19 protein-coding genes and 1 pseudogene are annotated in these 17,477 nt (G+C 64.8%); 11 read left to right on the top strand and 9 right to left on the bottom strand.

Annotated elements, in window-relative coordinates:
* Both ACQP2D_RS04925 and ACQP2D_RS04920 read right to left on the bottom strand, forming a co-directional pair.
* Window positions 1-1,113 carry a winged helix DNA-binding domain-containing protein gene (locus tag ACQP2D_RS04925; protein ID WP_433682528.1) on the bottom strand — a complete coding sequence of 371 codons (1,113 nt, stop codon included), beginning with the start codon at window positions 1,111-1,113 and terminating at the stop codon, window positions 1-3.
* Complete coding sequence (locus tag ACQP2D_RS04920) at window positions 1,113-2,087, bottom strand: NADPH:quinone oxidoreductase family protein (protein ID WP_433682527.1); 975 nt, start codon at window positions 2,085-2,087, stop codon at window positions 1,113-1,115. The genes ACQP2D_RS04925 and ACQP2D_RS04920 overlap by 1 nt, the downstream gene beginning before the upstream one ends.
* A gap of 147 nt (window positions 2,088-2,234) precedes the next feature.
* Here ACQP2D_RS04920 and ACQP2D_RS04915 point away from each other — a divergent pair, with 147 nt between their 5' ends.
* Together ACQP2D_RS04915 and ACQP2D_RS04910 are read left to right on the top strand one after the other, a co-directional pair.
* Window positions 2,235-2,558 (top strand): type VII secretion target, encoded by a 324-nt coding sequence (locus ACQP2D_RS04915; protein ID WP_433682526.1) that lies wholly within the window; start codon window positions 2,235-2,237, stop codon window positions 2,556-2,558.
* Window positions 2,555-3,691 (top strand): transglycosylase SLT domain-containing protein, encoded by a 1,137-nt coding sequence (locus ACQP2D_RS04910; protein ID WP_433682525.1) that lies wholly within the window; start codon window positions 2,555-2,557, stop codon window positions 3,689-3,691. Before ACQP2D_RS04915 ends, ACQP2D_RS04910 begins: the two co-directional genes overlap by 4 nt.
* A gap of 18 nt (window positions 3,692-3,709) precedes the next feature.
* Here ACQP2D_RS04910 and ACQP2D_RS04905 read toward each other — a convergent pair whose 3' ends face one another.
* The 4 genes from ACQP2D_RS04905 to ACQP2D_RS04890 are packed head-to-tail and all read right to left on the bottom strand — an operon-like array spanning window position 3,710 to window position 8,994.
* Window positions 3,710-4,927 (bottom strand): DUF7373 family lipoprotein, encoded by a 1,218-nt coding sequence (locus ACQP2D_RS04905; protein ID WP_433682524.1) that lies wholly within the window; start codon window positions 4,925-4,927, stop codon window positions 3,710-3,712.
* Window positions 4,924-6,867: a serine/threonine-protein kinase gene (locus ACQP2D_RS04900; protein ID WP_433682523.1), complete on the bottom strand. Its 1,944-nt coding sequence runs from the start codon at window positions 6,865-6,867 to the stop codon at window positions 4,924-4,926. The genes ACQP2D_RS04905 and ACQP2D_RS04900 overlap by 4 nt, the downstream gene beginning before the upstream one ends.
* Window positions 6,867-8,864, bottom strand: coding sequence for a serine/threonine-protein kinase (locus ACQP2D_RS04895; protein WP_433682522.1), 1,998 nt, complete (start codon window positions 8,862-8,864; stop codon window positions 6,867-6,869). Before ACQP2D_RS04895 ends, ACQP2D_RS04900 begins: the two co-directional genes overlap by 1 nt.
* Entirely contained in the window at window positions 8,794-8,994 is a 201-nt protein-coding gene (locus tag ACQP2D_RS04890) for a DNA-binding protein (RefSeq protein ID WP_433682521.1), read from the bottom strand. The genes ACQP2D_RS04895 and ACQP2D_RS04890 overlap by 71 nt, the downstream gene beginning before the upstream one ends.
* A gap of 175 nt (window positions 8,995-9,169) precedes the next feature.
* Between ACQP2D_RS04890 and ACQP2D_RS04885 the strand changes: the two genes are divergently transcribed.
* Window positions 9,170-9,937 carry an acyl-[acyl-carrier-protein] thioesterase gene (locus ACQP2D_RS04885; RefSeq protein ID WP_433682520.1) on the top strand — a complete coding sequence of 256 codons (768 nt, stop codon included), beginning with the start codon at window positions 9,170-9,172 and terminating at the stop codon, window positions 9,935-9,937.
* Between the two features lie 45 nt (window positions 9,938-9,982).
* Here the strand turns inward: ACQP2D_RS04885 and ACQP2D_RS04880 are convergent, their stop codons facing one another.
* The gene (locus ACQP2D_RS04880) at window positions 9,983-11,653 is read right to left on the bottom strand and encodes an FAD-dependent oxidoreductase (protein ID WP_433682519.1); all 1,671 of its coding nucleotides are present in this window, start codon (window positions 11,651-11,653) and stop codon (window positions 9,983-9,985) included.
* 183 nt (window positions 11,654-11,836) lie between these two features.
* Here ACQP2D_RS04880 and ACQP2D_RS04875 point away from each other — a divergent pair, with 183 nt between their 5' ends.
* Complete coding sequence (locus tag ACQP2D_RS04875; protein WP_433682518.1) at window positions 11,837-12,328, top strand: SixA phosphatase family protein; 492 nt, start codon at window positions 11,837-11,839, stop codon at window positions 12,326-12,328.
* A gap of 17 nt (window positions 12,329-12,345) precedes the next feature.
* Here the strand turns inward: ACQP2D_RS04875 and ACQP2D_RS04870 are convergent, their stop codons facing one another.
* Entirely contained in the window at window positions 12,346-12,549 is a 204-nt protein-coding gene (locus ACQP2D_RS04870; RefSeq protein WP_354961774.1) for a hypothetical protein, read from the bottom strand.
* A gap of 59 nt (window positions 12,550-12,608) precedes the next feature.
* On the opposite strand from ACQP2D_RS04870, the gene ACQP2D_RS04865 reads away from it, so the two are divergent.
* Window positions 12,609-12,995, top strand: coding sequence for a glyoxalase superfamily protein (locus ACQP2D_RS04865; RefSeq protein WP_433682517.1), 387 nt, complete (start codon window positions 12,609-12,611; stop codon window positions 12,993-12,995).
* On the opposite strand, the gene ACQP2D_RS04860 is transcribed toward ACQP2D_RS04865, so the two are convergent.
* On the bottom strand, window positions 12,983-13,558 hold the full coding sequence (locus tag ACQP2D_RS04860; RefSeq protein ID WP_433682516.1) for a Uma2 family endonuclease: 576 nt from the start codon (window positions 13,556-13,558) through the stop codon (window positions 12,983-12,985). The genes ACQP2D_RS04865 and ACQP2D_RS04860 overlap by 13 nt on opposite strands.
* Window positions 13,559-13,717: 159 nt before the next feature.
* Between ACQP2D_RS04860 and ACQP2D_RS04855 the strand changes: the two genes are divergently transcribed.
* The 6 genes and pseudogenes from ACQP2D_RS04855 to ACQP2D_RS04830 all read left to right on the top strand — a co-directional run bounded on the left by ACQP2D_RS04855 (window position 13,718) and on the right by ACQP2D_RS04830 (window position 17,412).
* Window positions 13,718-14,188: a MerR family transcriptional regulator gene (locus ACQP2D_RS04855; protein ID WP_433682515.1), complete on the top strand. Its 471-nt coding sequence runs from the start codon at window positions 13,718-13,720 to the stop codon at window positions 14,186-14,188.
* Window positions 14,185-15,195: an aldo/keto reductase gene (locus ACQP2D_RS04850; protein ID WP_433682514.1), complete on the top strand. Its 1,011-nt coding sequence runs from the start codon at window positions 14,185-14,187 to the stop codon at window positions 15,193-15,195. Before ACQP2D_RS04855 ends, ACQP2D_RS04850 begins: the two co-directional genes overlap by 4 nt.
* 58 nt (window positions 15,196-15,253) lie before the next feature.
* Entirely contained in the window at window positions 15,254-15,547 is a 294-nt protein-coding gene (locus ACQP2D_RS04845) for a putative quinol monooxygenase (RefSeq protein WP_433682513.1), read from the top strand.
* 90 nt (window positions 15,548-15,637) lie between these two features.
* Window positions 15,638-16,102: pseudogene (locus ACQP2D_RS04840) on the top strand (carboxymuconolactone decarboxylase family protein); the annotation flags it as partial.
* 12 nt (window positions 16,103-16,114) lie between these two features.
* A complete protein-coding gene (locus ACQP2D_RS04835; RefSeq protein WP_433685534.1) occupies window positions 16,115-16,426 on the top strand; it encodes a GNAT family N-acetyltransferase in 312 nt (103 codons plus the stop codon).
* Window positions 16,423-17,412, top strand: a complete 990-nt coding sequence (locus tag ACQP2D_RS04830) for a pirin family protein (RefSeq protein ID WP_433682512.1) — start codon at window positions 16,423-16,425, stop codon at window positions 17,410-17,412. The genes ACQP2D_RS04835 and ACQP2D_RS04830 overlap by 4 nt, the downstream gene beginning before the upstream one ends.
* Window positions 17,413-17,477: the final 65 nt, after the last annotated feature.

Here is a 17,477-nt window from a genome sequence, read left to right as displayed (position 1 = left end):
TCAGGGCCGCAAATCGGCGCCCACATCGAGGATTTCGACGCTCGGCTGCTTATCCGCCTCCAGGAAGCCGACCAGCGCATGGGCTTCGGCGTCCACAGCCCGGCGTTCCGCGGCCGTCCACTTCCTGATCGGCGTTATGCGCAGTCGGGCGACGCCCTTCTCCAAGAAGATCTTGTAGAAGCCCGCGAGGAAGCCGTCGACCAGGACCGGTGAAACAGCGGCGGCGAATGCGCGCAGTGGTGGTGCCGCGCCGTCGGGCACGATGCGGGACCGATCCTGATGGGACAGGATCGCATTGTCGTACCAGCCGAGCAGACGGACCGGGGCGGGCAGGTCCGGATCGGCGAGTTCGCCGTCGGCGACGTCGTAGAGGGTGCGGCCGCGTTCGTCGGTATAGGTGCGCAGGCGGTCGCCGAGTTGCGCCACCGCGGCCTTCATACCGGTCAGCTTCGACCAGGTCTGCATATCCATGGTGCTGGCAGGGCCGAAGGCGCGCAGATAGCGAAAGACCAACTCCGCCAGCGGATAGCTCGGATCCAGCGGTGCGCCCAGCCAGGGCTCGACGCGGGACCACACCGGCCTGCTGTTGTCCTTCCACTTGCCGCGCGGCGGGGTCTGCAGCACCGGCAATTGGTACAGCCAGGTCTGCAGCACCGCACCGGCATCGCGATCCGGGTAGATCGCCGCGGCCTCGGCGCGCAGCTCGGCCGCCGACATCGGCTCATCGCCCAGTGCCGCCTCACCGTGCTCGCGCACCTCATCCGGATCCAACCCGACCATCGCGCCGTAGTTGAAACCCTTTCGGAAGGGGACCTTTTCGAGCTCTGGCTGAATATGCGGGGCGATGCGCAGCGCATCCGGCGGCGTCACCAGATGAATCGTGCCGCGCATCAACGTGATCCGCACCAGCGCGCGTTCCTCCAGCCCGGCCGAAACCGTCGCGGGATCGAAATCCGCTATGCGACTCCACAATCCGACGAACGGCGGCGGGGAATCCTGCGCCTGCAAGCCGACCAGATGCTCACACATCTCGAACACATTCAGCGTCGAACGCTCCAGCAGATGCTGACGCGCGAGCAAGGTCCGGTTCAGTACCCGATTGGACAGCATCATCAGCGCAGGGTGACAACGACTTTGCCGGTGGCGGTGCGATTGTCGAGGGAGGCGACGGCCTCGGCGGCGCGCTCCAGCGGGTAGAGCACGGGCTCCGGCGGGGTGATCTTGCCGGAGGCCAGCAGGGGCTCGACTTCGGCCCACTGTTCGGTCAGGTAGCCCGGATGGGTCATTACCCATTCGCCCCAGGCCGCGCCGGTCACCTCGACATTCTTCAGCAACAGTCGATTCACCTTGACCGTGGGGATCGCCCCCGCGGTGAAGCCGACCACCAGCAGACGACCGGCCGAGGCCAGGCTGCGGATGCTGTCGGTGAACCGGTCGCCGCCGACCGGATCGAGCACGATATCCACACCGCGACCACCGGTGAGTTCCTTGACCGCCGCGAGCCAGCCGTCGGTCAGCACCACATCGGTAGCGCCGTTGGCGCGCGCGACGGCCGCCTTCTCCTCGGTACTCACCACCGCGATGACCCGGCCCGCACCCAGCGCCGCGGCCATGCGCAGCGTCGAGGTGCCGATGCCGCCGGCCGCGCCGTGCACCAGCACGGTCTCCCCCTCGGCCAGCCTGCCGCGGTTGCGCAGGCAGAAGTGCACGGTCAGATCGTTGAACAGGATCCCGGCCCCGGCCTCCAGCGATACGTTGTCCGGCAGGCGGAACACCATCTGCGCCGGTACGACCGCCACCTCGGCCATGGCATTGCCGAGCAGCGTCAGCGCGACCACCCGGTCGCCCGCCTCGACGTGCGCGCCCTCCGGAGCCTCGCGCACGATCCCGGAGATCTCACCGCCGACGACGAACGGCAGCTCCGGCTTCATCTGGTACAGACCGCGCGTCATCAGCACATCGGGAAACGCCACCCCGGCCGCGTGCACATCGATGACCACACCCCCGGGATAGGCCGCGGGCTCGGCGATCTCGACGACCTCGATCGCTTCCGGCCCCTCCAGCTTGCTGACCTGGGCTGCGCGCATATCCCGACCTCTCTGTCCACTCGGCGACACTCACATCATCACCGACGCCGTAACCAACCTAACCGCCCCCTTCGGCCCCCTGTCCACACCGCCCGTTTTTGCTATGCTGACCGCGACCTGAGGTGGGGACGAAGGGGGAGTTTTTCCGTGGTGGATACCAATGACCCGGGAACATTGCGGGTCGACGCGGGCGCGCTACAGACCTTCGCCAAAAGTCTTGGCGATGAGGCGAACGGCATCAAAAAGCTCAATGCCGGTGACGGCTTCAATGCCGCGATCAACGCATTGCCCGGCACCCAATTCGGCGCCGCGGTGCAACCGGCCACCGATGTCGTCAACCGCGGCCTGACCCGAATCGGCGAGCGCCTCGAGAAGATCGCCTCGATCACCCACAACGCGGCGGGCGCCTTCGAAGTCGCCGAGGCCGACTTCACCAACAACCTGAAGACGATCGGGTTGCAACTGCCATGACCCTCACCATCGACGACGTCGCCAAATGGGAGCCCGGCAACCTCACCACCGCCGCGAACAACGCGGGCAAGATCTCGACGGACCTGGATACCGCGGTCCGCAAGGGCACCGAGGACACCGCGAGACTGGGAACCGACAAGACGTGGTCCGGCGTGGCCGCTACTGCCGCCAATACGCGGATGGAGACCGAAAAGACCCGCGCCTCCGCGCTGAGTCAGGCACTGCGCGATCTCCAGACCGCCTTCACATCCCAGGTCGACAACCTGAACAATGCCAAGCAGAAGGTGCTCTCGCTGCGCGACCTGGCCACCAACCCGACCTGCCCGGTCCCTGGCGCGAAGACCGAACCGGGCTTCCACGTCGCCACCGACGGCACTGTCGACGCCAATGACCGAATCGCTTGGTACAAGGCGAATCTGAACGAGTCCGAAGCCAACCGGCTCACCGGTCAGGCCGGACTGGACGCCGCGAAATGGCAATCGGACATTGTCAACGCGCTCGCGCAGGCCGAAGCCGTGGCTGAACAGGCGAAGGTCCAGGTGGATCAGGCGGTCACCAAACTCCAGACCGCCTACGACGGCCTCGGCGACGCGAATGCCATTGCGTCGCAGCCGCAGAACACCAGCACGGCACCGAGCTCGACCACATCCACCTCCGATACGGGCAAGCCCAGCTATGTGTCGAGTAGTCACAACGGCAGCAGCTCCGGATCCTCTTCGAGCTCACTGTATTCCGGCAGTACCGGTTCGAGCGCACCAACCGGAGCGAAGCCGAGCGGCGATGTGGCCAAGTGGATCGAGGATGCGAAGAAGGCGCTCATCGCCATGGGGTACGACCCGAAGGATATTGATGAGAACGCTATCGCGTTGATAATTCAGCACGAGTCCGCGGGCGACCCATACGCCGAAAATCGCTGGGACAGCAACTGGGTGGCCGGGCATCCCTCCAAAGGACTCATGCAGACCATCGACAGCACTTTCAACGCATACAAAGCGCCCGGCCACGACGATATCTGGAATCCGGTCGACAACATCATCGCTGGGGTTCGGTATTCGATCGACACATACGGATCGCTCGGCAATGTGCCAGGTGTTGCGGCGGTCAATTCCGGTGGCGCATACCGCGGCTACTGACGGCGAGCGAACAAGGCGTCATCGACTGTTGGCGAACAAGGTGTACTGTGCCGCTGCCCGCTGCTGGGTCTCCCACAATCGACGGCCCAGGAGCAACGCGACGTAGCGCCGGTAGGCGACGAAACACCGGAACTGCGCGTCGGAGGATTGCGCCGAATAGTCCTGGACACAGGCCGTATTCGGAACGTCCTCGGGTGGATCGACCGCACGGCGATCAACCGCCGCACCCAATTCCACGGATTCAGTGACGAATACGGTTGCGGCCGCGTCGTCTCGTGTTCGGAATACCAGTACGCTCGGCGTCATCGCGACCCGATCCACACCAGCGCGCTGCAACACCGGGAATCGTCCGCCCTGATCGAGGATGTAGTTCAGATAACCACGCGCGGTGTAGACGACCTCGCCTTGGCCATCGGGTTCCGGAACGACTCCACCAGCATGCAGAGCACGAATGAGGACGCTATCCGGATCCTGACGCAGGGTTTTGAATTTGCCGATCGGAGTTGGGACGAATTTGTCCAGTTCCGGAAGTTCGGCGTCGAGGTATTTCTGCGTCATCTCGGTCAGCCGAGTGAGATCCGTTGTCCGAGCATCCGCAAGGACGCTCACCACGTAAACTCCGTGCGCGGTCGTACTGCCGAGGGTAGGAACCGACGGCCGCCAGTGCGCGCTAGATGTCGGATATTTGGGCAGGGTGACCGCGACATTCTCTGGGTTGAGCCCGAAATCCACGGTATCGAGCTCCTTTGCCGCGGCCTCTGCCGCCGTCGCATCCGGAAACCGAAGTACCGTTATCACCAGGCCCTCCCGCTCGTGACTACCATGCGTGGCTTTGGTCAGCGGGCGTGAGTCGTCGGCGGATCCAGTCGAGAACCCCACGACGAAGTCGTATTTCTGCAGTACCGGCACGACGGCATCGGCCAAGTAGAAGGTCACCGACTTCGCCTCGGTGTGCGCGGCCGCCGCAGCACCACCGGTGTACTTGCCGTCCACCTCATGTGGGCTCAGCACCGCATCCGACATCCGGGCGGCCTCGAGGCGCCGGTATCCGAGGTCGCTCAGATGTGACGACAGTTTGGGGGGCGACGTCGGCGATGTGCCGACATCGAGTGTGCGCACATCGATTTCGGCCGCGACACCCGTGCCATGGACAGTCGCGCCACATCCGGATACGACGACAACAGCGGCAAGCACGGCGACCGTGCGCAAAGCTGAAAACGTCCGGCCGCGCATCATCGGCTCACCTTGGGAAGATTGTCGAGAATGTTCTGCAGGATCTGCCGCGCGCCGAGGCACCGCAGCTCAGGATGTTCCCCGACCGAGGAACCCGCAACCGAGACCGTCACCACCTCGGACGGCCGCCCATCGGTGGCAGGGCGGTATACCCCATCCCGAGTGCACGAGGTCGACTTCATCTCGGCCTCGTCGACATCGACCACATTCCCGCCACCGAAGTCGAAATGAATCGGTTTCTGCTCGTTGGACGGAGTGTGCGTCCAGAGGTACACGGTGACTGTATTGGCGGAAATCCACTTACAGGTATGCAGCAAGTCCGGCGTCCCATGAACCAGTTCGCCGATCGATAGTTTCAAGGTGATGGTGTCGACCACCGCACAGGGGTCGTGACGTGCCAGCGAACCACGAAAGTTCTGCAGCTGCGGCACTTTGACAGTGAGATTACGAGCCAGCGCTGCTGCGGCTTCGTCCGAGATTCGGCAAAGTTCGTCGGCCGAACCCTGGTGCGTCGCCCCCACACGAACGACGATTCCGAACTGCGGGTCGGCGGCTGCGGGCAACAACGCCCGGTCGCACTGATTGTTCGCAGCCGCAGGGTTCTCGAGCACAGGAACTCCGCTGACTTTCCTGCTGCTGTCTCGAAATCCATCGATCCGCTCGGCGGCCACGGTGATCGAATACCCACCTGCAGTCGCATTGCAGGATCCCCAATCGCCGAAGACCGGTTTCCGCTCCCATTCCCCCAGGGAATCGACCAACGGATCGTTCATGGCGGCGCACACATCGATGGACCGCAGCTTGGTCATGTTGAACCCGGCGAGCGGGTTCGGTCTATCGGGGTTCGACCCACCTCCGCTGAGCGCAACCGCACCGGTCACGGCCGCGCCGAGCAGAACCACCACTCCCATGAGCGCACCGATCAAGGCCCGCTTTTGTTTGCGCCGATCCGATCGGTTCGGCGACCGTGCCTCGAGCTGCCGGAGTTTCTCATCGAAGCTCGGACCGGCCCCGGGGCCGGTCGTGTCCGCACCGACGATCTGCGTCGCTTCCGGATCGGTGAGCAGTGCAGACAGTTCCGCGCCCTGTGCGCGGATAGCCTCGTGGACCGCGGCGGACCATGGATACGCCTGGGGCGGAAGCGGTCCCAAAAAGTCGAGGATTCCCGCTGGGGTGGGGCGGGTTTTCGGGTCCTTGCGCAGACAGGGCTCGACGAGGTGACGCACCTCCGGCAGGAGGCCACTGAGGTCGGGCTGGGTGTGCACGATGTTGTAGAGCGTGTGCGGCAGGGAAGATCCGGCGAAGGGGCTCTTGCCACCCGCTGCCATCGCTAGAACAGCGCCAAGGGAGAAGACGTCGCTGGCGGGGGTCAGCGCCTCGGATTGCGCCTGTTCGGGCGACATGAAGGCAGGTGAGCCGATGATCGAGCCGGTGTGGGTCAGTTCGGATCGACCTTCGACGGCACGAGCTATACCGAAGTCGATAACGCGCGGACCATCCTCGGCGAGGATAACGTTGGCGGGTTTGAGATCTCGATGGATCAACCCGACGCCGTGAATCGCACGCAATGCGGAGGCAAGGCCGATCGCGAGGGATCGCACTTGCGCAGAAGGTAGCGGACCACAGTCTTGCACCGCCTTGTCCAAGGGCATACCTGGTACGAAAATCGATGCAAGCCAAGGTGTTTCAGAGTCGATGTCGAAGTCGATCACGGCCGCGGTGAAAGCGCCCGATACACGCGCGGAGGTTTGCACCTCGCGTCGGAAGCGTGGCAGGAAGTCCTCTTCGGTAATCAGGTGCGCGTGCACCTGTTTGATCGCGACCAAGCGGCCATCGGGCCCGACGCCGAGCAGCACCCGCCCCATGCCACCGGCACCGAGCTGACCCAGCAGTCGGTATCTGCCGATGCGGTCGGGGTCACCGGGCTGCAGCTGCGTCACCATCAGGATTTCCTCAATCTGTCGACAACCCCACGGAGTACCGATTCAGTTGCGGCACAGGCAGCCTCGACAGCCGTTCGATCTGCGGGTACGACTATTACGGTGATCAATTCCCCCCGATCTTCGATGGTCGGGCGTACCAGGTGAATTGTTGTGCAGACGCCACTGCTGGTGGTGATGCGCGTCGAGGCGAGACCGCCCAGCTTGCCGCCGTCCACCACAAGGTTGCTGTACCTCGAATTGTCGTCGACCCGTGGTTCCTCATCCGTTCGGACAGTGATGAGGCCGAAATTAGTGCCGTTCCATGAGCAGGTGTGTACGTTTACCGGCGAAGGCTCGGCTGTCGATCCCGTCGTGGCTGCAATAACCGTTGGATCGACCGATGCGCAGGGGTCCATCGGCACAACCGACTGCTTCGGCGGACTGACGCGCGGCGGATCTGTCGCCAATCGCGTGACAACAGCTTTCAGGGCCTGCGCAGCCAACTCACAGACATCCCCGTCCGCCAGACTGATCTTCAGCTCGACACCGACGAATGGTTTGGCGCGAAGCGCGATACCCCGGGCGCACGACCGCGTTTCGGTTGTTGTATCGAGTACCGATTTACCCGCAACCGAGGTGCCGGTTTCGTTGCGCGATCCCGCAAGTACGGTCCCCACGCTAATCGTCATGGCGGGCTTCTCGCCGTCAGCGGTCGCGAACTGTGTACTGCAGACCGAAGAATTCGTCAGCTTGGGTTTTAGCGGTTGGCCAAGCGAACCGACCACATCGGAGCCGAGCAGTTTGCACGAGTCGACCAGCCGCAGTTGATCATCGGACAAATCGAGAGACTTGTTCGCCAGCGGATCCGGTGTGGGCTCGATGCGAGTGAGCAGCACCGCCGTGGTCCCGCCTGCCACCAGCAACGTCACCGCAGCCGCGACAATTGCCCATCGAGCCGGACGCCTTCGCTTCTCGGGATCTCGGATCCGCCCGTCCAGCGCCACCCATCGTTCCGCATCGGCCCGCGCCCGCGCGATCTGTTGCCGCACCCCGCCCGACCAGCTGGACTGCGCGGTCACTGCGTCGACCGATTCGAGCAGCTGAGCGGGCGTCGGGCGATAGGCGGGGCGCTTATCGAGGCACGCATCGAGCACCGGGCGCAATATTGTCGGCACTCGGCTCGTGTCGACCCGGTTGTGCACCACGTTGTACAAGGTCTGCGGCGGCGACGCCCCGAGGAATGGGCTCTGTCCGGTCGCGGCGAACAACAGCATGGCACCAACGGAGAAGACATCACTGGCGGCGGTGAGCTGTCGGCCTTCGGCCTGCTCGGGCGACATGAAGGCGGGCGACCCGATGAGCGAGCCGGTGCTGGTGAGCTGGGGATCACCCTCCAGCGCCCGGGCGATACCGAAGTCGATGACCCGCGGACCATCCTCAGCGAGCAGCACATTGCTGGGTTTGAGGTCGCGGTGCACCATGCCCACACGATGGATTTCCATGAGTGCCGACGCCAGGCCCGCGGTGAGCAATCGGAGTCCGCCCAGCGACATCGGGCCGAATTGGTCGACGGCGGCGTGTAGGGATGGGCCCGGTACGAACACCGAGGCCAGCCACGGCTCGGCGGCATCGGGGTCGGCATCCATGACCGCGGCGGTATAGGCACCGGTGACACGCTGTGATGCCTCGACCTCGAGACGGAAGCGGGCGCGGAATTCCGGGTTCTGTGCCAGGTGGCGGTGAATCATCTTGACCGCGACGAGGCGTCCGTCCGGCGATCGCCCGAGCAGCACTCGCCCCATCGCCCCCTGCCCGATTACACCGAATAAGCGATGGCGGCCCACCGTGCGAAGATCATGCGGCCCTAGTGATTTCAACCCCGCCCCTCCCCTCGGCCCTGCCTGGGATAGTACCGGCGAGATCGCCGATCGTCCCGTGGCGCAGCGCTCAGGCGAAGCTTTTGCCGCGTTCGGCCAAGGCGGTGCGGAGTTTGACGATGGCGGTCGGGCCGACGCCATGCAGGGCGGCGACGTCGCGTTCGGTCCAGCTGGTCAGGTCGGCCAGGTGCTGGATTCCGGCGGCGGCCAGGGCGCGTTCGGCGGGTTTGCCGAGTTTCGCGGGCAGGTCGGAGTCGGGGCCACTGGTCACCGGCGATCACCTCTCATCGAATCGCTGCGCGGCACTCATTGCCCGTCCTGCTCGGCGGGACCGACAAGTGAGAGTAGAGGCGGCTCGACGCGAGGGTGTGACGTACGCCCCGTAAAGTCGTCTCAGAACAGCAGCGTAAAAGAACGCGGCACACCGTGCAGCGCGAGGAGCACCAGTGTCACTCGATCAGCCACTCGCCCCGCTTCCCCAGGAGGGCATGGGGTTTGCGTCGGCGTGGCCCATCCGGGCTGGCGATGTAGATCCGTACAACCGCTTGCGGTTCGACGCAGTCGCACGCTATCTGCAAGATATTGCCTGGGAGCAGCTGCAGCAGACGAATCTGCATACAACCGATCCGACCTGGATCGTTCGACGCACGGTCATCGACGTCATCCGGCCGATCCTGTGGCCCGACGAGGTGCGGCTGCTGCGGTGGTGTTCGAGCATGTCCACACGGTGGACGAATATGCGGGTCCGGGTCACCAGCGCCAACGGCGGATTGATCGAGACCGAGGGCTTCTGGATCAATATCAGCGAGTCCAACAACATGCCAGCCCGGATCAGCGATGAGGGCCTGGCCTATCTGGCACAGACCACCAATGAGCATCGCCTGCGCTGGCGGCCCTACCTCATCGACGCGACACCGCCGGAATCGGATACCGATATGCCGTTCCCAGTGCGGGCCACCGATATCGACCAGTACAACCATGTCAACAATGCCTGTTACTGGCAGGCGGTGGAACAGTTCCTGGTCGAGTACCCCAAGCTGGTCGCGGGCCCGCATCGCGCGGTGATCGAGTACGTGGCGCCGGTGCTCGCTCGTCAGCACGTCACGGTGCGCAGCCGCTATGAGCCGGGCGACCGCTCCGGGCGGCCGGTACTGCGGCTGTGGTTCGTGGTCGGCGGCATCACCACCACGGTCGTGCGCATCATGCCCCTGTAAAACAAACCGGCTCCGTTCACTCGGAACGGAGCCGGTCTCGCCGATTCAGCCGCGCGCGGCCTTGAGCAGGTCCTCGCGAGTGGTGAATTTGACCCGCGGACGTCCCGCGGCCTTGCCCGCGGACTTCTCCGCTGTATCGATGGCCTTCCAGCCCGCGCGGTCGACCAGATCGGCCTGCCGCTGCGCGAGCAGCGCCTTCAGCGCGGCCCGATCGGCCTGTGGCGCACCGAGTTTGCCGGTGCTGAAGTCGGCGATCAGGTGCTCGACGGTCTCCTCGGCGTCGTTGCGGTTGGACCCGATGACACCGCGCGGACCACGCTTGATCCAGCCGCTCACATAGACACCGAGCAGCGGGATACCATCTTCGCCGATTACCCGCCCGTGCTCATTGGGAATGACCGCGCGGCGCTCGTCGAACGGCAGATCCTTGATCGGTTTGCCCTTGTAGCCGATGGAGCGCAGCACCAGTCCGGTCTCCAGGGTTTCGGCGCGATCGGTCGTGCGCGCCACCAATTGGCCGTTCTCACTGACCAATTCGTTGTGCGCGAACTCCACCGACTCGACGTGATCGGTACCGTGCAATGCGATAGGCGAGGCCAGGTAGCGGAAGACGATCCGCTTGTTCGCCGGATCGCGGGTGACCGCCGCGAACTCCTTGGCGAGGGTGTACTTGAGCTGCAGCGACGGCTCGACCTGCGGATCGTCGAGCAGCGCCTGGCTGGCCGGGTCGAGGGCGAGGTCGGCCTCGTCGACGACGATATCGACGCCCTTCAGATGTGCGAGCGCCAGGAACTCCGGCGAGGTGTAGGCCGCCTGCAGCGGACCACGCCTGCCGAGCACGACCACCTCGCGGATATTGCTGGCGCGCAGCGCATCCAGGGCATAGTCGGCGATATCGGTCTTGGCGAGTTCGTCCGGATCCACCGTCAGCACACGGGCGACATCGAGGGCGACATTGCCGTTGCCGACGATCACCGCGCGCTCGGCCGATAGGTCGAAGTGCCGGTCCGCGAAGTCGGGGTGACCGTTGTACCAGGCGACGAACTCGGTCGCCGAGTGGCTGCCGGGCAGATCCTCGCCGGGCACACCGAGGCGCCGGTCGGCGGATGCGCCGACGGCATAGATGACCGCGTGATGATGGGCCAGCAGTTCCTCGTGCGTGATGTGCGTACCGACCTCCACATTGAGGTAATACTGCAGCGTCTCGCGACGGAACGCCGATTCGAACATGCCCGAGACCGTCTTGGTGCCCGGGTGGTCGGGGGCGACACCCGCGCGCACCAGCCCCCACGGCGTGGGTAGCCGATCGAACATCTCGACCTCGACATCGCAGCGCCGCAGCAGTTCGTCGGCGGCGTAGCAGGCAGCCGGCCCCGCGCCGACGATGGCGACGCGAAGCGTGCCGAGCTCCTTGGGCGGACGTGGGGGCGTGACGATCGGATCGAAGTTCGATTCGAGCGGATGCCGTTGGAAGTAGGCGGCATTGATGTCGCGGAACCTGGCCAGCGACGCGGTCAGATCATCCTCGGAGAAGATCGCCTCAACCGGGCACGCGTCGACGCAGGCACCGCAGTCGATACAGGTGTCGGGATCGATGTAGAGCATTTCGGTGGTCGCGAACTCCGGCTGATCCGGGGTAGGACGAATGCAATCGACCGGGCACTCGGTGACGCAGCTGGCGTCGTTGCAACAACGCTGCGTGATTACGTAGGCCATATTGTGCAGATCCTCGAAAATGTACGTGGGTTGTAGCCACCCAAGGGGGTCAGGTGTGGGCGGGAGCGTCACCGCCGCGGAGCCTGCGGAGGGTGCCCCAGGGGGCGCCGCGTTGTGATGCCGCTTTCAGTTTGCCTCGAGTGTGGTCGAGGCCTCTCTTCCCCTAGGCCTTACCGTATCTGCATGGTGCGGACTCTGATCCTCATGCGGCACGGTAAATCGGCCTACCCCGACGGTATCTCTGATCACGAGCGCCCGCTCGCGCCGCGCGGTCAGCGTGAGGCCGGCCTGGCCGGACAGTGGTTGCGCGATACCCAGCCACCGATCGATGCGGTGCGCTGCTCGACCGCCACACGCACGCGCGAGACCCTTGCCGCCACCGGGGTCACGGCACCGGTGGTCTATGAGGCGGGCATCTATGAGGCGTCGCCGCGCACACTCATCGAGTTGATCCAGCTCAGCGATGACGATGTCGCGACCCTGCTGGTGATCGGGCACGCACCCGGAATGCCGTGGACGGCATGGGAGTTGACGAGCAACCGGGATTCCGATCCGGCGATCGAGCTCAGCAGGAAATTCCCCACCTCGGCACTCGCGGTGCTCGAATTCGACCGGCCGTGGGCGCAGGTGGACGAGGGCACCGGTGATCTGGTGCGCTTCCACATCCCGCGCTGAGCACGTGCTCGGCGTCGTCAGCGCAGTAATTTGCCGCCCACGACCACGACGACGCCGAGGACGACGAGCAGGACGAACGCGGCGAATCCGCCGAGCAGCCACCACACGACGCCGAGCGCCAGTACGAACGGCGCCACCGCGATGGCGGTGATCACCGGGCTTTCCTTGACCGTGGCCCAGGCCGCGCGGCCCCTGATCCGGTCGATGTCCTTACCTGGCATGTCACCAGGGTAGGTGCGAAAACTAGTTCTCGCCGTCGAGCCGATGAGATGCTCAGCAGATGGATTGGAAAATCGAACTGGTCGCCATTCCGGTGACCGATGTGGACCGCGCCAAGGACTTCTACACCAAGATCGGCTTCAACCCCGACCACGACCACCGCGTCAACGAGGGCCTGCGCTTCGTCCAACTGACCCCGCCCGGCTCCGGCTGCTCCATCTGCATCGGCGAGGGCATCACCGACGCCGCACCCGGCAGCGTCGTCGGCATGCAGATGGTCGTCGCGAGCGCCGAGGACGCATACCAACAGCTGGTCGCGGCCGGTGTGGAGGCGACCCCCGTGAAGGATATGGGCTGGGGCCTGTTCACCTTCTTCGCCGATCCCGACGGGAACAAGTGGGCGGTACAGGAGTTACCCAAGCGCGACGGTGGGTCTCAGCCCAACTGATCGAGCTGGATCGTGAGTGGACACGGTGAGGTGGTCGTATACGTGCCGGTCACCTCACCGTTGTCGACGTAACCCAGCTCCTCGGTCAGCGACAACGGAAGCAGACTCACGGGTGAGTCGAGATCGATGATCCAGTAGTGCGGAATCCCGGCATCGGCATAATCGACACGTTTGACCTTGTAATCCATGCGCCGCGATCCGGGCGAGACAATCTCGATGACGGCGACTACACCTGATGCACGCAGAATCCCGCCCTCGGACTTGCGACGCTGTAGTTCGCTGCGCCGCACCAACACCAAATCCGGCCGACGGACTGTCGCAGGCTCGTCCTCACCCGCCAATTCCAGATTGATATCCACCTCCGGGACGGCGACCAAGTCCGGAGGAAGCTGAACGCGCACCTGAGAACCGAGATCCAGGCCCGCCAGCATATGCTCCGGCTCTGGCGACGGCGCCATGATGAGGCTCCCCTCCTGCAATTCCAAACGGAACTGATAGTCCTCGTGAAGGGCCAGCCAGTCCTTCATCGTCAGCAGCCGTCGTGGTTCAGGAAGTGCCGTCACCCTCGCTCCTCAGCTCGCCCCACCCTGGTCGGCTCCAGTGTCCCACGCAAAGTACCGGGTCGGCGGCAAGCGAAGCCGCGCTTCGGCAGAATTGAGACTTGCTTGGAGTGCGCTCCAGGTGGCTAACGTCGTTTGTGTTCATCGAGAAGGGCGAGTGCAGTGGGTGGAGCCGTAGGTCAGGTTGTCGGTGATCAGCAGGCCGTCGATATCGATCGGGAGAAGCCGCAGTATTCGATCGGTGAGGCGGCCGATCGGTCCGGCCTCAGCCGCGACACGTTGCGGTGGTACGAGCGGATCGGGCTGATGAACTACATCGGGCGCGATCACGCCGGGAAGCGCCGGTTCAGCAATCGCGATCTGGAGTGGTTGGCATTGATCGGCAGGCTGCGCACCACCGGGATGTCGGTGGCCGACATGGTCCGCTATGCCGAATTGGTGCGGGAGGGGGAATCCACCGTGCCCGAGCGGCTGCAGATGTTCCGCAATACCCGCGCCGAGGTGCTCGCCAAGATCGACGAACTCCGCCAGACGGTGGCCGTGCTGGATTACAAGATCGACCTGTACGAGGGCAAGACCTCCGCCGTCAAGCCGGCCGCACTCACGCAACCATGTGAAGGGATCAAAATATGAGCTCGCTTCCGACCGCAGCCCTGGGTGCCAGCGGCATCCGGGTGGGCACACAAGGCCTGGGCTGCATGGGAATCAGCGATTTCTACGGCCCATCGGACCTGACCGAATCGCGGGCGACCCTGGATCGCGCACTGGAGCTGGGTGTCACGCTGTTCGACACCGCCGACATATACGGCTCGGGCCATAACGAGGAATTCCTCAGCGATTTCGTGCGAGCCAATCGCGACCGGCTGGTCCTCGCCACCAAGTTCGGCGTCGTCCGCAAGGCCGACGATCCCACCTACCGCGGCATCGACAACTCCCCCGAATACATTCGCAAAGCGGTCGATGCCAGCCTGCGCCGGCTCGGCGTCGACACCATCGACCTGTACTACATGCACCGTCGCGATCCGGCGGTCCCGATCGAGGAATCGGTCGCCACGATGGCCGAACTCGTCGCGCAGGGCAAGGTTCGGGCGCTGGGACTGTCCGAGGTGACCGGCCACGAACTGCGCGCGGCCCATGCGGTCCATCCGATCGCGGCTGTGCAGTCCGAATGGTCGCTGTTCTCCCGAGATGTCGAGGACAGCGCGGTACCCACGGCCGCCGAACTCGGCATCACCTTCGTGTCGTACTCGCCGCTGGGTCGCGGATTCCTCACCGGATCCTTCGCCACGGCCAGCGATTTGACCGATGGCACGGACTTCCGGCACCAGCAGCCGCGCTTCTCCGGCGATAACGCGGCGCACAATGTCGAACTGCTCGCGCCGCTGCGCGCCATCGCGGACGCCCGCGGCATCTCCCTCGCCCAGGTGGCATTGGCGTGGGTGCACGCTCAGGCGGGTGTGCGCGGGCTGGCAGTGGTCCCGATTCCGGGCACCCGCAGCCGCACCCGGCTCGCCGATAACGTCGCCGCCGCGACCATTTCGCTCACCGCCGAGGAATTGGCCACGCTGGACCCGATCGCCGACAAGGTGGCCGGAGACCGCTACGCGGATATGTCCTTCACCTCCGCCGGCCGGGAATAACCGCGCCTAGCGCCTGCGCGCAGGCTGCCCGAGCAGCACAACACATCAGGAGTCATCGGTGTCCACCCTGACACTCAATGTCCGGTTCACCGCCAAACCCGGTCACGAGACCGAGTTGCGCGAAACGCTGGAGGATATGGTCGCGCCGACGCTCGCCGAACCAGGTTGTCTGGCCTACGAGCTGTACCTGCACCCGAGCGATCCGAGCCGCGTGGTGCTGCTCGAGGAGTGGGTCGACGAGGCGGCGCTCGCGGCGCATTTCGAAACGCCGCATCTGAAGGAGTGTGCCGCCGCATTGGCGGAGATCCTGCTCGAGCCGCTGCAGGTCCGGCGGTTCAACGACGTCGGCTGAGCCGGCACGGCACACGATCACACCCCGCGCAGCACGGCGATCCGGACCGCAGTCCGGGCATATCGCCGTGCTGCTCTACTATCCGGAGCTATGGAGTCTCCAGGCGGGCGTGTGTTCATGGATAAGCAGACCCCGGAAGCGTTTCGAACCCTGAACACCGTGGCCAGCACGGTCCGCGCGGCGGGTGCCGCGGCCGGACTGAACCGCAAGCTCATCGAATTGATCAACCTGCGCGTCTCGCAGATCAACGGCTGCGCCTACTGCCTCGACGTGCACCATCGCGCGGCCGTCGCGGCCGGTGCCACCGAGCGCGAACTCGCCGTACTGCCCGCATGGGACCGCACCGAGCTCTACACACCGCAGGAGCGGGCCGCGCTGGCACTGGCCGAACTCAGCACCACGCTGCCGGATGAGGCGACGATGGACCGTGAGTACGCTCGGGCTCGAGAGCATTTATCCGATGATCAGGTCTCGGTGATCCTCTGGATCGCCACCACGATCGGCGCATTCAACAGGGTGTCGATCCTCAGCAAGCACCCGGTGCGACCGCGGAAGGAGAAGCCGACCATGACCGAACCGACGCCCGAGAGCAAGGTCGTCCGCAACGACGAGAAGAAGCGCTACGAAGTGTTCTTCGGCGGTGACCTCGCCGGGTTCAGCGAATACGAAGAGCGCGATGACGAGACGGTGTTCATCCACACCGAGATCGATGGCGCGTTCTCCGGCAAGGGCCTCGGCAGCATCCTGGCCAAGAACGCGATCGAGGATGTGATCGCCCGCGGCCGGGTGATCCGACCGCTGTGCCCGTTCATCAAGGCCTACCTCGAGAAGCATCCGCAGTACGACGAGCATGTGGTCGGCAAGGGCGTCACGCGGTGAGTGATCTCGATTCGCATCCGGAGGAGGCGGTCTGCGAGGCATCGCCGGGTCCGGGACCGGTCGCGGAGTTCTATCCGGCGCGCGAGGTCCCACTCGGCGGTGTGCGCGGCGTCTACGTGGAACGCGTACTGCCGCAACGTGATCTGCCGACCGTCGGCGCCTGGTGCTTCCTCGATCATTTCGGCTCGCCAACGGTCACCAAGACGGGTGCATCGCCGGATATCGACCCGCATCCGCATATCGGACTGCAGACGGTGACCTGGCCGTTCGACGGACGGATCCGCCATCGTGATTCGATCGGCTCCGATGTGGAGATCGAACCGGGTCAGCTGAACCTGATGACCTCCGGCCGCGGCATCGCCCATTCCGAATACGGCGTCGCCGGTGCGCACGCCGGGCACGGGCTGCAGCTGTGGATCGCACTGCCCGGCGACAGCCTCGGTATCGATCCGCATTTCGAGCAGCATCGCGACCTGCCGGTCTACCAGGCCACCGGAGTGCGGGCCATCGTGCTGATCGGCACCTTCGCCGGACTCACCTCACCCGCCAAGGCTTATACGCCGATCGTCGGCGCGGATGTGCGGATCGAGCCCGGCACCGATACCACTATCGCTCTGGATCCCGATTTCGAGCACGCACTCATGGTGATCGACGGCAACCTCACCGCCGCCGACACCGAAATCGCCGCTGGCCCACTGCTCTATCTGGGCACCGGCCGCGACGAACTGCGACTCAACAGCACCGAGGGCGCCCACTTCGCGCTGATCGGTGGCGAACCGTTCGGCGAAGAACTGGTGATGTGGTGGAATTTCGTCGGCCGCAGCCACGAGGACATCGTGGCGGCCCGAAATGATTGGGAGAAGCACGATCTCGACCGTTTCGCCGATATCGCGGGCCACACTTCGGAACAGCGCATCCCGGCCCCGCCATTGCCGGGCCTGCATCTGAAGCCGCGCAAGCGCCGAATCGGCCAGGCCAGAACCTGATTTCGAGGCACCGCCGCGCGGCCCCGATGAAATTAAGGCCATGGCCCTCTTCTGATGTCGATCAC

Origin of the sequence: Nocardia sp. CA-119907 (assembly GCF_050955995.1) — a bacterium.
Classification (GTDB): domain Bacteria; phylum Actinomycetota; class Actinomycetes; order Mycobacteriales; family Mycobacteriaceae; genus Nocardia.
Note: the sequence above shows the minus strand (reverse complement) of the source record. Positions and strands in the feature narration are given on the sequence as shown.

Bases quoted from the DNA above. Each gene is read 5' to 3' on its own strand.
- ACQP2D_RS04870 (WP_354961774.1), bottom strand. From the start codon at position 12,549: ATGCCAGGTAAGGACATCGACCGGATCAGGGGCCGCGCGGCCTGGGCC.
- ACQP2D_RS04925 (WP_433682528.1), bottom strand. From the start codon at position 1,113: ATGATGCTGTCCAATCGGGTACTGAACCGGACCTTGCTCGCGCGTCAG.
- ACQP2D_RS04920 (WP_433682527.1), bottom strand. From the start codon at position 2,087: ATGCGCGCAGCCCAGGTCAGCAAGCTGGAGGGGCCGGAAGCGATCGAG.
- ACQP2D_RS04900 (WP_433682523.1), bottom strand. From the start codon at position 6,867: ATGGTGACGCAGCTGCAGCCCGGTGACCCCGACCGCATCGGCAGATAC.
- ACQP2D_RS04910 (WP_433682525.1), top strand. From the start codon at position 2,555: ATGACCCTCACCATCGACGACGTCGCCAAATGGGAGCCCGGCAACCTC.
- ACQP2D_RS04880 (WP_433682519.1), bottom strand. From the start codon at position 11,653: ATGGCCTACGTAATCACGCAGCGTTGTTGCAACGACGCCAGCTGCGTC.
- ACQP2D_RS04905 (WP_433682524.1), bottom strand. From the start codon at position 4,927: ATGATGCGCGGCCGGACGTTTTCAGCTTTGCGCACGGTCGCCGTGCTT.
- ACQP2D_RS04850 (WP_433682514.1), top strand. From the start codon at position 14,185: ATGAGCTCGCTTCCGACCGCAGCCCTGGGTGCCAGCGGCATCCGGGTG.
- ACQP2D_RS04895 (WP_433682522.1), bottom strand. From the start codon at position 8,864: ATGGCGTCGGCCCGACCGCCATCGTCAAACTCCGCACCGCCTTGGCCG.
- ACQP2D_RS04875 (WP_433682518.1), top strand. From the start codon at position 11,837: ATGGTGCGGACTCTGATCCTCATGCGGCACGGTAAATCGGCCTACCCC.
- ACQP2D_RS04835 (WP_433685534.1), top strand. From the start codon at position 16,115: ATGACCGAACCGACGCCCGAGAGCAAGGTCGTCCGCAACGACGAGAAG.
- ACQP2D_RS04865 (WP_433682517.1), top strand. From the start codon at position 12,609: ATGGATTGGAAAATCGAACTGGTCGCCATTCCGGTGACCGATGTGGAC.